Annotated in this window: 14 protein-coding genes; 6 read left to right on the forward strand and 8 right to left on the reverse strand. The window is 59.8% G+C overall.

Going from position 1 to position 17,570, the window contains the following annotated elements:
• Positions 1-12 precede the first annotated feature (12 nt).
• Complete coding sequence (locus E1K68_RS21980) at positions 13-219, reverse strand: SlyX family protein (RefSeq protein WP_003193876.1); 207 nt, start codon at positions 217-219, stop codon at positions 13-15.
• A 3-nt stretch (positions 220-222) separates the two neighbouring features.
• On the reverse strand, positions 223-648 hold the full coding sequence (locus tag E1K68_RS21985) for an HIT domain-containing protein (RefSeq protein ID WP_003193877.1): 426 nt from the start codon (positions 646-648) through the stop codon (positions 223-225).
• A 741-nt stretch (positions 649-1,389) separates the two neighbouring features.
• Between E1K68_RS21985 and E1K68_RS21990 the strand changes: the two genes are divergently transcribed.
• Positions 1,390-2,688, forward strand: a complete 1,299-nt coding sequence (locus E1K68_RS21990) for an OprD family porin (RefSeq protein ID WP_003193878.1) — start codon at positions 1,390-1,392, stop codon at positions 2,686-2,688.
• A gap of 181 nt (positions 2,689-2,869) precedes the next feature.
• Here the strand turns inward: E1K68_RS21990 and E1K68_RS21995 are convergent, their stop codons facing one another.
• Positions 2,870-3,712, reverse strand: a complete 843-nt coding sequence (locus tag E1K68_RS21995) for a mechanosensitive ion channel domain-containing protein (RefSeq protein ID WP_003193879.1) — start codon at positions 3,710-3,712, stop codon at positions 2,870-2,872.
• Between the two features lie 137 nt (positions 3,713-3,849).
• Positions 3,850-4,335 (reverse strand): YajQ family cyclic di-GMP-binding protein, encoded by a 486-nt coding sequence (locus E1K68_RS22000; protein WP_003193880.1) that lies wholly within the window; start codon positions 4,333-4,335, stop codon positions 3,850-3,852.
• A 123-nt stretch (positions 4,336-4,458) separates the two neighbouring features.
• Here E1K68_RS22000 and E1K68_RS22005 point away from each other — a divergent pair, with 123 nt between their 5' ends.
• Genes E1K68_RS22005 through E1K68_RS22015 form a run of 3 tightly spaced genes read left to right on the forward strand, consistent with a single transcriptional unit; the run spans position 4,459 to position 8,040 of the window.
• Positions 4,459-5,376 (forward strand): putative 2-dehydropantoate 2-reductase, encoded by a 918-nt coding sequence (locus E1K68_RS22005; protein ID WP_003193881.1) that lies wholly within the window; start codon positions 4,459-4,461, stop codon positions 5,374-5,376.
• A 46-nt stretch (positions 5,377-5,422) separates the two neighbouring features.
• Complete coding sequence (locus E1K68_RS22010) at positions 5,423-7,459, forward strand: ATP-binding protein (RefSeq protein ID WP_003193882.1); 2,037 nt, start codon at positions 5,423-5,425, stop codon at positions 7,457-7,459.
• Between the two features lie 2 nt (positions 7,460-7,461).
• Positions 7,462-8,040, forward strand: a complete 579-nt coding sequence (locus E1K68_RS22015; protein WP_212614654.1) for a cob(I)yrinic acid a,c-diamide adenosyltransferase — start codon at positions 7,462-7,464, stop codon at positions 8,038-8,040.
• A gap of 140 nt (positions 8,041-8,180) precedes the next feature.
• Here E1K68_RS22015 and E1K68_RS22020 read toward each other — a convergent pair whose 3' ends face one another.
• From E1K68_RS22020 to secA, 3 genes are all read right to left on the reverse strand, one after another.
• Positions 8,181-9,125: a Nudix family hydrolase gene (locus tag E1K68_RS22020; protein WP_034134379.1), complete on the reverse strand. Its 945-nt coding sequence runs from the start codon at positions 9,123-9,125 to the stop codon at positions 8,181-8,183.
• A gap of 143 nt (positions 9,126-9,268) precedes the next feature.
• The gene (gene argJ / locus E1K68_RS22025; RefSeq protein ID WP_137203902.1) at positions 9,269-10,486 is read right to left on the reverse strand and encodes a bifunctional glutamate N-acetyltransferase/amino-acid acetyltransferase ArgJ; all 1,218 of its coding nucleotides are present in this window, start codon (positions 10,484-10,486) and stop codon (positions 9,269-9,271) included.
• Positions 10,487-10,610: 124 nt separating this feature from the next.
• Positions 10,611-13,346, reverse strand: a complete 2,736-nt coding sequence (secA, locus tag E1K68_RS22030) for a preprotein translocase subunit SecA (RefSeq protein ID WP_003193886.1) — start codon at positions 13,344-13,346, stop codon at positions 10,611-10,613.
• A 306-nt stretch (positions 13,347-13,652) separates the two neighbouring features.
• On the opposite strand from secA, the gene E1K68_RS22035 reads away from it, so the two are divergent.
• Positions 13,653-14,108 carry a DciA family protein gene (locus E1K68_RS22035; RefSeq protein WP_003193887.1) on the forward strand — a complete coding sequence of 152 codons (456 nt, stop codon included), beginning with the start codon at positions 13,653-13,655 and terminating at the stop codon, positions 14,106-14,108.
• A 4-nt stretch (positions 14,109-14,112) separates the two neighbouring features.
• Here the strand turns inward: E1K68_RS22035 and E1K68_RS22040 are convergent, their stop codons facing one another.
• Positions 14,113-15,591: a helicase HerA-like domain-containing protein gene (locus E1K68_RS22040; RefSeq protein WP_003193888.1), complete on the reverse strand. Its 1,479-nt coding sequence runs from the start codon at positions 15,589-15,591 to the stop codon at positions 14,113-14,115.
• A 205-nt stretch (positions 15,592-15,796) separates the two neighbouring features.
• Here E1K68_RS22040 and E1K68_RS22045 point away from each other — a divergent pair.
• The coding region (locus tag E1K68_RS22045; protein WP_212614655.1) for a methyl-accepting chemotaxis protein at positions 15,797-17,570 on the forward strand (1,774 nt) is incomplete at its 3' end.

A 17,570-nucleotide genomic window follows, 5' to 3' on the forward strand; every position in this document is an offset into this window, starting at 1 on the left:
TTGCGTGCGCATTCAATAGTGGGGCGGAGGCGCTTCTTCTTCGGATGACTCAAACTGCCCGCCCATTTCTTCCTGGCGCTTGAGCAGTGCAGTCATCTGCAATTGCAAGCGTTCGACGGCCCGCTGCTGGGCAACCAGGATGTCATTGAGGGTTTCAATGGTGTCGTCCTGGAAGGCCAGGCGGCTTTCCAGGTCGGTGACGCGTTCTTGCAGGTCCATGGCTCAGTCCTGGGTAAAGATGAAGTCGGCAGGCAATAGCTCGCGCAGTCGGGTACGAATCGCGGCCAATTGCTCTTGCGTATAGGGCCGGGCCGGGTGCTTGCCCCACACCGGGGCTGGCCAGGCGGCGTCATCGCGCTTGCGCACAATCACGTGCACGTGCAACTGGCTGACCACGTTACCCAGCGCGCCGATGTTCATCTTGTCAGCCGCCAGCCCCTCGTTAAGCAGCTGCGCCAGGGCTGTCGTTTCTTGCCACAAGGTTTGTTGATCTGCGACATCCAGTTGAAACACTTCGCTGATACCGTCGATGCGTGGCACCAGAATGAACCAGGGGTAATTGGCGTCATTGGACAGCAGCAGGCGGCAGAGCGGGAAGTCCCCAATGGCCAAGGTATCTTGTTGCAGGCGTTGATCTAAGGCGAACACGTGGGCACTCCGTTCGGCAGGTCGGTAACAGGCGCCCAGCATACCTTCGAATGCCCAAGGCTTCACGGGCAATGCTGGCGGCCTTGAGGCAGCCGGGCAAAAGAATGCACCCTTTAGAGGCAGTAACCCAGCAGAGCAACGCTAGGCCGGGCCTCAACGGAATGCACCAAAATGACCCACCTGTGCCTCAAAGGGATCCGCCGATTACCCACTGATAAGGGTCAACCGGTAACGTTTTACCCAGGTACAGGATTCAGGTACCACCGAACCGGGGTAACACCCTGGCGTCAAGCCCAACCCAAATGGCGTAAAACCCCCGTGCTTATGCGGTTTTTACAGGTTCATCACACTTTTCACGAAAAAATGACATTCGGTTAGTGGTTTGAGCACGCTTGTTGCATTCACCCCCATATCGTCGGCAACGGCACCCGTTTGGACACAGGTGTTTCGCGATAAAAATAGTGGCGTTTCAATGTGTATCAGGGAAGTGTTCAAACTTTGAAAGAAGTCTGAAAGCAGCATTGAAGTTGTCAGCCTGGATACATTTTGGGCTGTGAATTTGCGACATGGATCTAGCGATTTACGACAGCCTCGTAAAGAAGCTGAAAGGATAGTTGAGTAAGTATCGTCAATAGGGTCTGCGTGAGCTAACTTTGCGCCGACACAAAAAGAAAGAGCCGCCCAGATAAAAATACAGGTGGGACGGCAGTACTCTTCCTAAAACCAAAGGAGCAAATCACGATGCGCGTGATGAAGTGGAGCATGATCGCCCTGGCTGTTTCAGCAGGCACCTCGCAGTTCGCAATGGCGTCCGCCCAGGACGATTCCAAGGGTTTTGTTGAAGACAGCACTTTCAGCATCAATACTCGCGCGCTGTACTTCAGCCGTGACTTCCGTAATGAGCCAGGCGGCGGTTACAGCACCGTCAACGGCAAGCGTAAGAGCCGTGCTGAAGAAACCGGCCTGGGCTTCAATGCCCTGTACGAATCGGGCTTCACCCAAGGCACCATTGGTGTCGGTGTAGACGTGATCGGCCTGATGGGCCTCAAGCTTGACAGCGGCAAGGGCCGCGCCGGCACCGGCCTGTTCCCTACTGGTTCCGACGGTCGTTCGCAAGATGACTATTCCAAAGGAGGCGGCGCGGTCAAGTTCCGCATCTCCAACACTGTGCTGAAGGTTGGCGACCAATACACCACAGCCCCAGTGTTTGCCTCCGACGACAGCCGCCTGCTGCCAGAGCTGCCACAAGGCATCTCGATCACCAGCAACGAGATCAAGGGCCTGAAGCTTGAAGGCGGTCACTTCACTTCCAGCGTCGCGCAGAACCAGACCTACCACGACAGCCTGGGCCTGACCAAAACCGACTTCGTCGGTGGCGTGTATGCCTTCACTCCAGAAGTCACCGGCAGCCTGTACTACGCGAAAACCGAAGATTACTTCCGCAAGTACTACAGCAACCTGAATTGGACCCACGCCCTGAGCGATGATCAGTCGTTCGCGCTGGACTTCAACATCTACGACACCAAGAGCGATGGCGCCGGCCTGCAACGCGCAGAGAAAGATGGCGTGACCAAGCTCGACAACCGCGCATTCAGCTTGCAAGGTGCGTACACCATCGGCGCTCACACCTTCACCCTGGCAGCCCAGAAAGTCACCGGTGACGGCGACTACGGTTACGGCGTAGACGGCGGCGGCACAGTGTTCCTGGCCAACTCCATCGCCCGTTCTGACTTTAACGCCGAAGGCGAAAAGTCCTACCAGGCGCGTTATGACATCAACATGGCGACCTTCGGCATTCCGGGCCTGAGCTTCATGACCCGTTATGTCACCGGTAGCGGCGCCAACACGGGCACCACCAGCAACGGCAAAGAGTGGGAACGTGACATCGAAGCCAAGTACGTGATCCAGAGCGGCCCGGCGAAAGACCTGAGCTTGCGTCTGCGTCAAGCGACTTACCGTTCCGGTGATGGCGTGTACTACGGTTCGCCGTCGATCGATGAGCTGCGTCTGATCGCCAACTACCCGCTGAACATCTTGTAATTACCCGTTTAATTACAATGATGACCTGAGGCTTCGGCCTCAAACAAAAAGCCGCTCCTCTGTTCAACAGGGAGCGGCTTTTTTATTGCAGTTTTATTTCAATCCACAAAACAACTAGCAAGCTAAGTAACTAGTTTGTCAAAGCTGACTTTTCGGCCAAGTTTGATAGCGTCACGCCAAGTTATTTCGTTGCACTTTCCTGCATCACCCGAATAACCCGTTGCGGAAACGGAATATCAATCCCGGCCGCTTTCAAACGGTCACGCGCCAGTTCATTGAGCATGAACATCACGTCCCAATAATCCGGCGTGTTGGTCCAGCAACGCAGGGAGACGGTGATGGAACTGTCGCCCAAGGTCGACACCACCGCCACGGCGGCAGGGTCCTTCAGTACACGTGGGTCTTCGGCCAGCGCCAGCAGCACTTCACGAGCTTTCTGCAGGTCTGCCTCATAGTCCACACCTACATCAAACACGACCTTGCGGGTCGGCTGGCGGTTGGTGTTGGTGATCAGGCCGTTGGACAGGCTGCCGTTGGGAATGATCACCGTCTTGTTGTCGCCGGTGCGCAACACCGTGTGGAAGATCTGGATGCTGTCGACGGTACCCGAGGTACCCTGGGCTTCGATCCAGTCACCGATACGGAACGGGCGGAACAACAGGATCAGCACGCCGCCGGCAAAGTTCGCCAGGCTGCCTTGCAAGGCCAGGCCGATTGCCAGGGTAGCGGCACCGATTGCCGCAACGAACGAGGTGGTGGCCACACCAATCATCGAGGCCACGTTGACCACCAGCATGACTTTGAGCGCGATGTTCGCAAGGCTGGTGATGAAGTGTTGCAGTGCCAAGTCAGCGTTGCGCATGGCCAGCAGACGGCCCACGCGGTGAGTCAAAACATTGATCAGCCACCAGCCAATTGCCAGGGTGACCAACGCCAGCAATACCCGGCTGCCGTATTCCATGATCATGGGGAGCCAAGACTGGGAGGTCTTGATCAGGTGATCCATTTCAGCGTTCAAATCCATCTACTTTCTCCTATTGTGCGGCGATAAGGCTGTATTGACTGCCTGACAACGCAATTGAGCCCCGAAGGGCTCAATTGTAGGCAATGATGCTTGGGGCGTGGGACGTCAAAAGTGCCCACAGGTTCCCCAAAGTGCCATCAGTCGCGGAAGTTATTGAACTGCAGCGGCATGTCAAACGTCTTGGCGCGCAGGGCCGCGATGGCCTCTTGCAGGTCGTCACGCTTCTTGCCGGTGACGCGAACCTGCTCGCCCTGGATGGCGGCCTGGACCTTGAGCTTGGCGTCCTTGATGTGCGCGACGATCTTCTTCGCCAGTTCCTTGTCGATGCCTTCCTTAAGCACGGCTTCCTGCTTCATCAGCTTGCCGGAAGCGTAGGCATCCTTGACTTCCAGGCATTGCACGTCGATCTTGCGCTTGACCAGGGCCAGCTTGAGGATCTCGATCATCGCTTCCAGCTGGAAATCGGCTTCAGCGGTCAGGTTGACGGTCAGTTCCTTTTCCTTGAATTCGAAGCTGCCCTTGCCTTTCAAGTCGTAGCGACGGTCCAGTTCCTTGACGGCGTTCTCGACGGCGTTGGTGACTTCGTGTTTGTCCAGTTCAGATACCACGTCGAACGAAGGCATGTGATTTCTCCAATATAAGGGGCGGGCTCAGTAGAGATGGAGCGCGCCCGAGCTAAAATTCCGGGGCATTATAGCGGTTCTTTCGCGCCGTTCACCGCTGGCGAGCTTATGGAGTACACACTGATGTCGACCCCCTGGCATATTCTTGGCGCCGGCAGCCTGGGCACCCTCTGGGCCGCACGGCTGGCGCGCGCGGGCGTGCCCGTCAGGCTGATCCTGCGCAATGAGGCGCGCCTGGCCGACTATCGAGCCGGCCAGGGGCTGACCCTGGTCGAGCAGGGTGTAGAACAGACTTACCCGGTAGTCGGTGAAACGTCTGACAGCCCAGAGCTGATTCATCGCCTGCTCGTCGCGTGCAAAGCCTACGATGCCCAAAGCGCCATTGCCCAGTTGCAACCTCGACTGGCGCCCGACGCCGAACTGATCCTGCTGCAAAACGGCCTCGGCAGCCAGGACGCAGTGGCCGCACAAGTGCCGTCGGCCCGTTGTATCTTTGCCTCGAGCACCGAAGGCGCGTTTCGCGAAGGCGACTGGCGGGTGGTATTTGCCGGCCATGGCTACACCTGGCTGGGGGATGCGAGCCACCCCACGCCGCCGCTGTGGCTGGACGACCTGCAAGCAGCCGGCATTCCCCACGATTGGGCCAGCGATATTCTCACGCGCCTGTGGCGCAAGCTGGCGCTCAATTGCGCTATCAATCCCCTGACGGTGCTTTACCAGTGCCGCAACGGCGGCTTGCAAGCCCACGCGTGTGAAGTGGCGACCTTGTGCGCTGAACTGGCCGAGCTGCTCGAATGCTGCGGCCAGCCCGCCGCCGCACAAGACCTGCACAGCGAAGTGCAGCGGGTGATCCAGGCCACTGCGGCCAATTATTCGTCCATGTACCAGGACGTGGCCAACGCACGGCGTACCGAGATCAGCTACCTGCTGGGCTATGCCTGCCAGGCGGCCGCCCGCCATCAATTGGTGTTGCCGCATCTGCAACAGTTGCAAGCGCGCCTGGTCGAGCATTTGCGCGCACGCGGATTGGCCAGCGACTGAGGCACGCGCTACCCTGCCTACCTGTCTATCACCTGGGAACCCCCTGATGCCACTGCGCCAGCGTCTTGAAAATCTACCGGTAGGGCAGAAACTGCTGGCAGCCCTGCTGGTGTTGTTGACCACCGTATTGCTGGTGGCCAACCTGACGTTTATCAGCGCCGCCTACTGGATCTCCCAGGAAAGCATGGCCCCCCAGGCCTTGCAGTCCATTGGTCGACTGGTGTCCAACCCCGCGCTCGCCGCCGAGGCCCTTGAGTCTCCGACCAAGGCCGAGGCGCTGCTCAATGAGCTGACCAGCTATTCACCGTTGCGCGCCGCCGCCCTGTACGACGGCGAAGGCAACCGCCTGGCGCAGATGCAGCACGGCGACCGCCTGCACCTGCCGGACCACTACCGGCATATCGAAGCCTGGCGCCTCACCGAATTTCGCAGCAACCAGGTCATCACCCTACCCCGCGGCAACCAGCCTTCAGGGCATTTGTTGCTAGTGGCCAGCAGTGAGTTGCCGGTGGCGTTCTATACCGGCACGCTGACCGCGAGCCTGGGTATCCTGATTTTCAGCGTGTTGTTGTGGCTGGTCATCGCCCGGCAGATCAAACGCCTGATCACCCGACCGATTCATGAGCTTGAAGAGCTGTCCCGCCAGGTGACCCGCGAGGAAAACTACGCGTTACGCGCCGGGCGTGGCAACCGTGACGAAATCGGCAGCCTGGCTGAAGCCTTCAACACCATGTTGTCGCGCATCGAAGCCCGTGAGCAGCAACTTAAACGTGCGCGCGACGATTCCCAGGCTGCGTATGACCAGGCCCAGGGTTTGGCCGAAGAAACCCGGCATACCAACCGCAAGCTGGAACTGGAAGTCCAGGTGCGCAGCAAGATCGAGAAAAAGCTCACGGGCTTCCAGAACTACCTGAACAGCATCATCGACTCGATGCCCTCGGCGCTGATCGCCCTGGATGAACAACTTTACGTCACCCAGTGGAACCAGGAAGCCACCGCCCTATCCGGTACGCGCCTGGACGAAGCCCTGAACCAACCGGTATTCCTGGCCTTCCAGCCGCTCAAGCCGTACCTGCCGCAGATCAAGGCCACCGTGGAGCAACACACGGTGGAGCGGATCGAGCGGGTCACCTGGATCAAGGACGACGAACCCAAGCATTATGCGCTGACGTTCTACCCGTTGATGGGCGGCGCCGGGCGCGGTGTGGTGATCCGAATCGACGACATCACCCAGCGCCTGTCCCTGGAAGAAATGATGGTGCAATCGGAAAAAATGCTCTCCGTGGGCGGCCTGGCGGCGGGTATGGCCCATGAGATCAACAACCCGCTGGGCGCGATCCTGCATAACGTGCAGAACATTCGCCGGCGCCTGTCGCCCGAGCTGCCCAAGAACCTGGAGCTTGCCGAGCAGGTGGGCATCGAGCTGGAGACGGTCAACCGTTACCTGCAAGGCCGCGAAGTCCCGCAACTGCTCGACGGCATTCAGCAGGCCGGCGCACGTGCCGCGAAAATCGTCACCCACATGCTCAGCTTCAGCCGCCGCAGCAATCGCCAGATGGCACCCTGCGATTTGCCGGCGCTGATTGACCAGGCCGTGGAAATCGCCGGCAACGACTTCGACCTGACCATCGGTTTCGATTTCAAGGGCCAGGCGATCATCCGCCAGTTCGATCCGCAACTGGGCCCGGTACCCGGCACCGCCAACGAGCTGGAGCAAGTGCTGCTCAACCTGTTGAAGAACGCTGCCCAGGCCATTCACCTGCGGGAAGACGACAGCGAACCTGGGCGCATTATTCTGCGCACCCGCCTCAACCCGCCGTGGGCCGAAATCCAGGTGGAAGACAACGGCATCGGCATGAGCGAAAACGTGCGCAAACGTACGTTCGAACCCTTCTTTACTACCAAGGAAATCGGCCAGGGCACCGGGCTAGGCCTGTCGGTGTCGTATTTCATCATCACCAACAACCACAAGGGCCAGATGGAAGTGCATTCCACCCTGGGCCAGGGCACCTGCTTTACCTTGCGCCTGCCTCTGGCCGGCAGCCAATTGCCCCCCACTGAATTTACCCAACTGGAGCACTGACCATGGGCTTTCGCCTGTCGAAGATCTACACCCGTACCGGCGACAAAGGCGAAACCTGCCTCGGCGACGGCCGCCGCGTGCCCAAGGACCATCCACGCGTGGAAGCGATTGGCGAGGTGGATACGCTGAACAGCCAGTTGGGCCTGCTGCTGGCCAACCTTGAAGAACAAAGCGGCAAGCATCCGGCGTTGAAGGATGTGATTGAAGTGCTCACCCCTTGCCAGCACCGTCTGTTTGACTTGGGCGGTGAGCTGGCCATGCCGGTGTACAAGGCGCTGAATGCGGCGGAAGTGGATCGACTGGAAGCAGCGATTGATCGTTGGAATGAAGAGGTTGGACCGCTGGAGAACTTCATTCTGCCCGGCGGCTCAGCCTTGATCGCCCAGGCCCATGTGTGCCGCAGCCTGGCGCGCAGCGCCGAGCGCCGCTGTCAGCACCTCAATGCCGTGGAGCCGTTGGAGGGTGTGGGGCTGGCGTATATCAATCGGTTGTCGGACTTGCTGTTTGTGGCGGCCAGGGTGATTGCCAAGCGCCAAGGTGTTGCGGAAGTGTTGTGGCAGGCGGCGGCCAAGCCACACTGAGCAGATCGTTCCCACGCTTTGCGTGGGAATGCATCAACGGACGCTCCGCGTCCCAAAGCGTGACGCAGAGCGTCGCAGGAGGCATTCCCACGCAGAGCGTGGGAACGATCAGCACGATCAGCAGAGCGTGGGAACGCTCATCACACCTGCGGCCAGAACGCCCGAATACCTGCCACACCTTGCGCACCAGCCTCCCACGCCTGCTCCCGCTGCGCCGGCCCAACCCCGCCCAACAGAAACACCGGCTTGCTGAACCCGGCGATCAACTGCTGCGCCTGCTCCCAACCCAACGGCTGGGCATCCGGATGAGTCTGGGTCGGTTGCACCGGCGACAGGGTGACAAAATCCACGTCCATCATTTCTGCCAGCGCCAGCTCTTCAGCGTTGTGGCACGAAGCCGCCAGCCAACGGTCTTTGGGCAGCGGTCGACCCTTACTGGCGTATTTGCGCAACTGCGCCGAGGTCATATGCCAGCCGGCAGCGGGAAAATCACCCAGCCACTCAAACGGCCCCTTGAGCATCAGTTGCGCCTTGCCAGCACACAGGCCCACCGCATCCACCGCTAGGTCACGGTATTTGGGGTCGTAACCGTTAGGGGCACGCAATTGAACCAGCTTGATGCCACCGGCAATAGCCTTCTGGATACCGCGCAACAGCGTCGGGGTTTCCAGCTCGCCAGGGGTGATCAGGTACTCGGCAGGCAAGCGTGCCGCAGCGACAATCGGCGCATTCGCCGCCGGGAATTCATAGTTGACCAGGTCCCGCGGTGCCACCCACGCCAACGGCTGCCCTTCAGCGCCATGGGGCTCGCCGGTAAAAGCCGAGACTTCCCAGACATCCAGCAATACCTGTTTGTCCGGATAGTCATGTTGCACCTTGATCAGCGGCCGCGTCGTGGTGACCTGGATGCCCAGCTCTTCCTGCAATTCACGGGACAAGGCCGTGGCAACCGACTCATCGGCCTCCACCTTGCCGCCGGGAAACTCCCAGAGGCCGCCTTGATGCTGAGTATCGGCACGGCGCGCCAGCAGGATCCTGCCATCGACACCGCGGATCACCGCTGCTGCTACATGCACTCGTTTCACGCCACTGCTTCCTCTCGTTATAGCCCTTTGTAGGAGCGAGCTTGCTCGCGAAGAACGTCAACGATAACGCGTGCATCCTGGATAAACGCGGTGGCCTTGAGTTTTTCGCGAGCAAGCTCGCTCCTACAGGGGGAGGGTCATTTTCAGGTACGGTATTCCGCGTTGATCTTCACGTACTCGTGGGACAGGTCGGTGGTCCAGATGGTTTCGCTGCACTCGCCGCGGCCCAGTTCGATGCGGATGGTGATTTCTTCCTGCTGCATTACCGCCGAACCCTGGGCTTCGGTGTAAGTTTCGGCACGGGCGCCACGGCTGGCGATGCATACGTCGCCCAGGAATACGTCAATCTTGCTCACGTCCAGGTCCGGCACGCCGGCACGGCCAACGGCAGCCAGGATGCGGCCCCAGTTCGGGTCCGATGCAAACAACGCAGTCTTGATCAGCGGCGAGTGCGCCACGGTGTAGCCCACATCCAGGCATTCCTGATGGCTGCCGCCGCCGTTGACTTCAACCGTGACAAACTTGGTCGCGCCCTCGCCGTCACGCACGATGGCCTGGGCCACGTCCATGCACACTTCGAACACCGCCTGCTTCAACGCCGCAAACAATGGGCCTTCGGTAGAAGTGATTTCCGGCAGGTTGGCCTGGCCGGTGGCGATCAGCATGCAGCAGTCGTTGGTGGACGTATCACCGTCGATGGTGATGCGGTTGAACGACTTGTTGGCGCCGTCCAGCATCAGGCGTTGCAGCACATCGCGGGAAACTTTGGCGTCGGTGGCGATATAGCCGAGCATGGTGGCCATGTTCGGGCGGATCATGCCTGCGCCTTTGCTGATACCAGTGACGGTGATGGTCACGCCGTCATGCACAAACTGTCGGCTCGCGCCCTTGGGCAAGGTGTCGGTGGTCATGATGCCGGTGGCCGCAGCCGCCCAGTTATCCACAGACAAGTCATCAAGCGCGGCTTGCAGGGCGCCTTCGATTTTTTCCACCGGCAGCGGCTCACCGATCACACCGGTGGAGTACGGCAGCACCTGGCTGGCATCGACGCCGGTCAACTGGGCCAGCTTGGCGCAGGTGCGCGCCGCCGCGACGAGGCCTGGCTCGCCGGTGCCGGCGTTGGCATTGCCGGTGTTGGTCAGCAGGTAACGGATCGAACCGGCCACGCGCTGCTTGGCCAGAATCACCGGTGCGGCGCAGAAGGCGTTGAGGGTGAACACACCCGCCACGGTCGAGCCTTCAGCACAACGCATCACCACTAAATCCTTGCGCCCCGGGCGCTTGATGCCGGCCGAAGCGATACCGAGTTCAAAACCGGCAACCGGGTGCAACGTGGGCAAAGGACCAAGACCAACAGCCATGAATGCGCTCCTTAAAAATAGGTGATGTCTGTGCCGTCGCTATCGACGGTGGGAATTAATGGCAAAACGCCGCGACGGCAAAGGCCGGTCGCGGCGCGGGGTGTTGCAGCGTCAGGCGAAAATCTTATTCGATCTGGCCGTGGCAGTGTTTGAATTTCTTGCCCGAACCGCAGTAGCACAGTTCGTTGCGACCCAGCTTCTGGTCATTGCGAACCGGGGTCTGGGCCAGGGCCACATCGACCTCTTCACCCAAGGCTTCAGGCTCATCCAGGCCCGGCGCTTCGTCGTGCTGGAACTGCATGCGCGCCGCCAGGGCCTCGGCTTCCTGACGCAGGCGTGCTTCTTCCTCGATCGGGTCTTCGCGACGCACCTGAACGTGGGACAGCACGCGGATCGAGTCGCGCTTGATCGAATCCAGCAATTCGGAGAACAGCGTGAACGACTCGCGCTTGTACTCCTGCTTCGGGTTCTTCTGGGCGTAGCCACGCAGGTGGATACCGTGGCGCAGGTGGTCCATGGTCGACAGGTGGTCTTTCCACAGGTCATCCAGCACGCGCAATACGATCTGTTTCTCGAAGGTGCGCAGTGCTTCGGCACTCGCCTGCTCTTCTTTCTCGTTGTACGCAGCCAGCAGCTCGGCCATCAGTTTTTCGCGCAGGGTTTCTTCGTACAGGTGGTCGTCTTCGTCCAGCCATTGCTGAACCGGCAAGTCCACACCGAAGTCGCTCTTCAATGCCGCTTCCAGGCCGGCAACATCCCACTGCTCAGGCAGCGATTGTGGCGGGATATGCGCGCTGACAGTGGCGTTGAGCACGTCCTGACGGAAATCAGCGATGGTCTCGCCAATGTTGTCGGCGGCCAGCAACGTGTTACGCATGTGATAGATCACTTTACGCTGTTCGTTGTTGACGTCGTCGAACTCGAGCAGTTGCTTACGAATGTCGAAGTTACGGCCTTCTACTTTGCGCTGGGCCTTCTCGATGGCGTTGGTCACCATGCGGTGCTCGATCGCTTCACCGGACTGCATGCCCAGGGCTTTCATGAAGTTCTTCACCCGGTCCGACGCGAAGATACGCATCAAGCTGTCTTCCAGCGACAGGTAGAAGCGGCTGGAACCGGCGTCACCCTGGCGACCGGCACGGCCACGCAGCTGGTTGTCGATACGACGCGATTCGTGACGCTCGGACGCGATCACCTGCAAGCCACCGGATTCCAGTACGGCCTGGTGGCGCTTCTGCCAGTCGGCCTTGATCTGGGCGATCTGCTCGGGTGTCGGGTTGTCGAGCGAGGCCACTTCCACTTCCCAGTTGCCGCCCAACAGGATGTCGGTACCACGACCGGCCATGTTGGTGGCGATGGTCAGTGCGCCTGGGCGACCGGCCTGGGCGATGATCTCGGCTTCTTTTTCGTGGAACTTGGCGTTCAGTACCTTGTGCTCGATGCCTTCCTTGTTGAGCAGGTTGGACACGTGCTCGGAAGTCTCGATGGTGGCGGTACCCACCAGGATCGGACGGCCCTTGGCCATGCCGTCCTTGATGTCATTGATGATCGCCGCGTACTTCTCTTCGGCGGTCAGGAACACAAGGTCGTTGTAGTCTTTACGCGCCAACGGCTTGTTCGGCGGAATGACCATCACGGCCAGGTTGTAGATCTGGTGGAATTCGAACGCTTCGGTGTCGGCCGTACCGGTCATGCCGGACAGCTTGTTGTACAGACGGAAGTAGTTCTGGAAGGTGGTGGACGCCAACGTCTGGCTTTCGGCCTGGATGTTGAGGTGTTCCTTGGCTTCGATGGCCTGGTGCAGGCCTTCGGACAGGCGACGACCGGGCATGGTACGACCGGTGTGCTCGTCGACCAGAACCACCTGGCCTTCCTGCACGATGTATTCGACGTTGCGATGGAACAGCTTGTGGGCGCGCAGGCCGGCATACACGTGGGTCAACAGGCCCAGGTTGTGCGCCGAGTACAGGCTTTCACCTTCGGCCAGCTCGCCGATCTGGGTGAGCATCTCTTCGACAAACTGGTGACCGGCTTCGTTGAGTTCGACCTGGCGGGTCTTCTCGTCGATGGTGAAGTGACCTTCTTTGGTCACCACGCCTTCCACTTCCTCGATGTGCTGCTCCAGGCGCGGGATCAACTTGTTGATCTCGGTGTACAGGCGCGAGCTGTCTTCGGCCTGGCCGGAGATGATCAGCGGGGTACGGGCTTCGTCGATGAGGATGGAGTCGACTTCGTCGATCACGGCAAAGTTGAGTTCACGCTGGAATTTTTCATCCATGCTGAACGCCATGTTGTCGCGCAGGTAGTCGAAACCGAATTCGTTGTTGGTGCCGTAGGTGATATCGCAGGCGTACGCGGCGCGCTTCTCTTCCGGCGGCTGGAACGGCGTTACCACGCCGACGGTCAGGCCGAGGAATTCATACAGCGGGCGCATCCAGTTGGCGTCCCGGCGAGCCAGGTAGTCGTTCACCGTCACAACGTGCACGCCCTTGCCGGACAGTGCGTTGAGGTAGACGCCCAGGGTTGCCACCAGGGTCTTGCCTTCACCGGTGCGCATTTCGGCAATCATGCCTTCATGCAAGGTCATGCCGCCGATCAACTGGACGTCGAAGTGGCGCATGCCCATGACGCGCTTACCGGCTTCACGGGCGACCGCGAAGGCTTCGGGCAGCAGCTTGTCGAGGGTTTCACCTTTGGCTATGCGGGCCTTGAACTCTTGGGTCTTGGCGCGCAATTGCTCGTCCGACAGAGCAACCATCTGCTCTTCGAAGGCATTGACCAGCTGCACCGTCTTGAGCATGCGTTTGACTTCGCGCTCATTCTTGCTTCCAAAAAGTTTCTTTAACAAAGGCGCAAACATATCGGCAGGTTCTTCCACACATAGGGATGGAGGGCGCACCGTGAGTGGCCCGAGCAGCCCTCACGGCCGCATTGCGAACGCGCATTCTACCCGGAATCGTGGGTGAGGAAAGTGGCGTTGTTCCCCGAGGCAGGCACGGCGCTGTGAGAGGGCTTGTTTAAAATAAGGGCTTTTGCGCGAACTTCAACCCATGGAGTGCAGAAGTTACTTATTGATTTCATGGGCAAAGCCCAGCCGACGCAGAGCCTCGGGGTGTGCAGGCGCTTTCTGCTAAGATAGCCGCTCTGTTACCTAAGGTGTCTAAACATGGCATTTCGCCCTCTCACAGCCCGCGCTCCCGGCGTGTTGCTTCGCGAAGCCAAGCCGTTGAAAGCCATCTTTGGCCATGCCAAGCGCCTGGGCCATTTGCAACGCCTGCTTGAAAGCCAGCTGCAACCGGCCGCACGTGAGCACTGTCATGTGGCGTCCTGGCGGGAAGGCAATCTGCTATTAATCGTCACCGATGGTCATTGGGCCACCCGCTTGCGTTATCAGCAAAAACGCTTGCAGCGCCAGTTGATGGTGTTTGAAGAGTTCGCCGGTTTGACGCGCATTCAGTTCAAAGTGCAGCCACCCACCGTGCCGCAAGGCGCAGTGGGGCATACCCTGGACCTGTCGGAAACAGCCGCCGAAACCCTTCAGGCCACCGCCGAAGGGATCAACGACCCTGGCTTGCGCGCCGCCCTGGAACGGCTGGCCGCCCATGCCCGGCCCAAAGCCTGAAGCGCTACTTGCGTTTGCTGCCGCCCAATAACGAACCGAGCAGACCCCGCACCAACTGACGCCCCATCTGATTGGCGGCCTGCTGCATGGCTGATTTCAACGCCTTGCCCGCCGTGGTCCCCAGGAAGGCACCGGCCTTGTCGGTGAAGCTCGGCTCTTCGGCGGCCGGCGCGGCCTGCTCGGCAGGCCCAAGTTCCTTGCGGGCCATCAGCACTTCATAGGCAGACTCACGATCCACCGGCTTGTCATAGCGCCCCAACAGCGGCGAACTGGCGATCAACGCTTTGCGTTCGGCTTCGCTGAGCGGCCCGATCCGCGATTGCGGAGGAGCAACCAGTACGCGCTGGACGACTTCTGGCGTGCCCTTTTCCTGCAAGGTTCCCACCAATGCCTCACCGGTGCCCAACTCTGTGAGCACCGACAAGGTATCGAATGTCGGGTTGGGCCGGAAACCGTCCGCCACCGCCCGTAGGGATTTCTGCTCTTTGGCGGTGAACGCACGCAAACCGTGCTGGATGCGCAAGCCCAGTTGCGCCAGTACCGTGTCCGGCAAGTCGCCCGGCGATTGGGTGACAAAATACACGCCGACGCCTTTGGAACGGATCAGGCGCACCACCTGCTCCAGGCGCTCCTGCAAGGCTTTTGGCGTATCGGCGAACAACAAGTGCGCCTCGTCGAAAAACAACGCCAGCAACGGTTTGTCGGCATCGCCGCGTTCCGGCAATTGTTCGAACAACTCTGCCAGCAGCCACAGCAGGAAGGTCGCGTAGACCTTCGGCGCTTCATGCACCAAGCGGCTGGCGTCCAGCAGGTGGATGCGCCCACGCCCATCGCTGGCGGGCTGCAAAATATCTTCCAGTTGCAGGGCCGGCTCGCCAAACAAGGCTTCGGCGCCCTGCTGCTCCAGCACTGCCAGGCGCCGCAACAAGGCCTGGCTGGAACCGGTGGTCATCAAGGCGGCGTCTTCGCCCAGCAGTTCCGGGTGATAGCGCAGGTGATTGAGCAGTGCCTTGAGGTCCTTGAGGTCCAGCAGCAACAGGCCTTCGCGGTCGGCCACTTTGAACGCCGCATAGAGCGCCGATTGTTGGCTGTCGGTGAGTTCCAACAGGCTGCCGAGCAACAGCGGGCCCATTTCACTGATGGTGGTGCGCAGTGGGTGACCGGATTGGCCGTGGATATCCCACAGGGTGACCGGGTACGCCTGGGCGGTGTAATTAAGGAAGGGCATACCGGCAATACGCTCGGCCACTTTGCCCTGGGGGTTGGCGGCGGCGCCCAGGCCGCAGAGGTCGCCCTTGATGTCGGCAGCGAACACCGCCACGCCCGCATCACTGAAGGCTTCCGCCAGGCGCTGCAAGGTGACGGTCTTGCCGGTGCCCGTGGCGCCGGCGATCAACCCATGACGGTTGGCCAGGCGCATGGACTGGGCGATGGGCTGGCCGTCAAGGCCTGCACCGATAAGCAGTTGTGTGGAGTCAGGCATTTCGTCACCTATGGTTAATCTTTAGTGCCGCGAGGTCGATATAGACGGATGTAAGCCCGACAAAGACTAAAAAACGGTCAGATAATTCCGATACGGACCAACGGAGCTATCACCAGAAATACCACACCTTTTTTGACGCTGCCATTTTGCGCCTCCCGCATAGGATGCGCCTCGGATATTAAGACCTTAGCGGACCCTTCAAGCCATGAACAAAAATCTGCGCTTCAGCCACAAGATCCTGCTTGCAGCCTCCCTTATCGTCATCGCCGCCTTTGCGTTGTTTACCCTTTACAACGACTACCTGCAGCGCAACGCGATTCGCGACGACCTCAATAATTACCTGCATGAGATGGGCGACGTCACCGCCAGCAACATCCAGACCTGGCTCACCGGACGTATCGCCCTGGTGGAAAACGCCGCACAGAACATCGCCATCAACCCTGAAAAAACTGTCGTCGCCAGCCTGCTGGAGCAGAAAGCGCTGACCTCGTCATTCATGGCCACCTACGTCGGTGACAGCCAGGGCACATTCACCATCCGCCCTGATACCAAGATGCCCGACGGCTTCGACCCACGTGTTCGCCCCTGGTACAAAGGCGCCCAGGCCAGTAACGGCTCGACCCTGACCGAACCCTATATCGACGCGGCGACCGGGCAACTGATCATTTCTGTCGCCACGCCCAGCGCCAAGGGCGGCCAAAGCATCGGCGTAGTCGGTGGCGACCTGAGCCTGCAGACCCTGGTGGATAACATCGGCGCGTTGGATTTTGGCGGCATGGGTTATGCGTTCCTGGTCAGCGCTGACGGTAAAGTGCTGGTGCACCCGGATAAAGCCCTGGTGATGAAGACCCTGGCGGACGTTTATCCAAAAGACACACCAAAGATCAGCGCTGACTTCAGCGAAGTGCAAGCCAACGGCAAGACCAATATCGTGACATTCACACCGATCAAGGGCCTGCCCTCGGTGAACTGGTACCTGGGCGTTTCGGTGGATAAAGACAAGTCTTTCGCCATGCTCAGTGAGTTTCGCACCTCGGCGGTGATCGCCACGATCATCGCGGTGGTGATCATTATCGCCCTGCTCGGCATGCTCATCCGCGTCTTGCTGCAACCTCTGCACCTGATGACCCGCGCCATGCAGGACATTGCCGACGGTGAAGGCGACCTGACCCGCCGCCTGACCATCCAGAACAATGATGAGTTCGGCACCCTGGGCAATGCGTTCAACCGCTTCGTGGAGCGCATTCATACCTCGATCCGCGAAGTGTCTTCCGCCACCGAGCACGTCAATGAGGTGGCCCTGCGGGTGGTCAGCGCCTCGAATTCGTCGATGGTCAATTCAGACGAACAGGCCAACCGTACGAACAGCGTTGCTGCGGCCATCAACCAACTGGGGGCGGCAGCCCAGGAGATCGCACGCAATGCTGCACAGGCTTCTAACCAGGCCAGCGATGCACGGCACCTCGCCGAGGACGGCCAGCAGGTGGTTGAACGCAATATCAAGGCGATGACGCTGTTATCCAGCATGATCAGCACCTCCAGTACCAATATCGAAGCACTTAACAGCAAAACGGTGAATATCGGCCAGATCCTTGAGGTGATCACCAGCATTTCCCAGCAAACCAACCTGCTCGCGCTCAACGCGGCGATCGAAGCGGCGCGCGCCGGCGAAGCCGGGCGTGGCTTTGCGGTGGTAGCCGATGAAGTGCGCAACCTGGCTCATCGCACTCAGGAGTCGGCGCAACAGGTGCAGACGATGATCGAAGAGCTACAGGTGGGCGCTCGGGATTCGGTGAGCACCATGAGCGAAAGCCAACGCCACAGCCTGGACAGCGTGGAAATCGCCAACCTGGCCGGCGAGCGCCTGAACAGCGTGACCCAGCGCATTGGCGAGATCGACGGCATGAACCAATCGGTCGCCACTGCCACTGAAGAACAGACCTCGGTGGTGGAGTCGATCAATATGGACATCACCGAGA

The sequence above is a fragment of the Pseudomonas sp. B2021 genome (assembly GCF_018135665.1).
GTDB classification, from domain to species: Bacteria; Pseudomonadota; Gammaproteobacteria; order Pseudomonadales; family Pseudomonadaceae; genus Aquipseudomonas; species Aquipseudomonas lactis.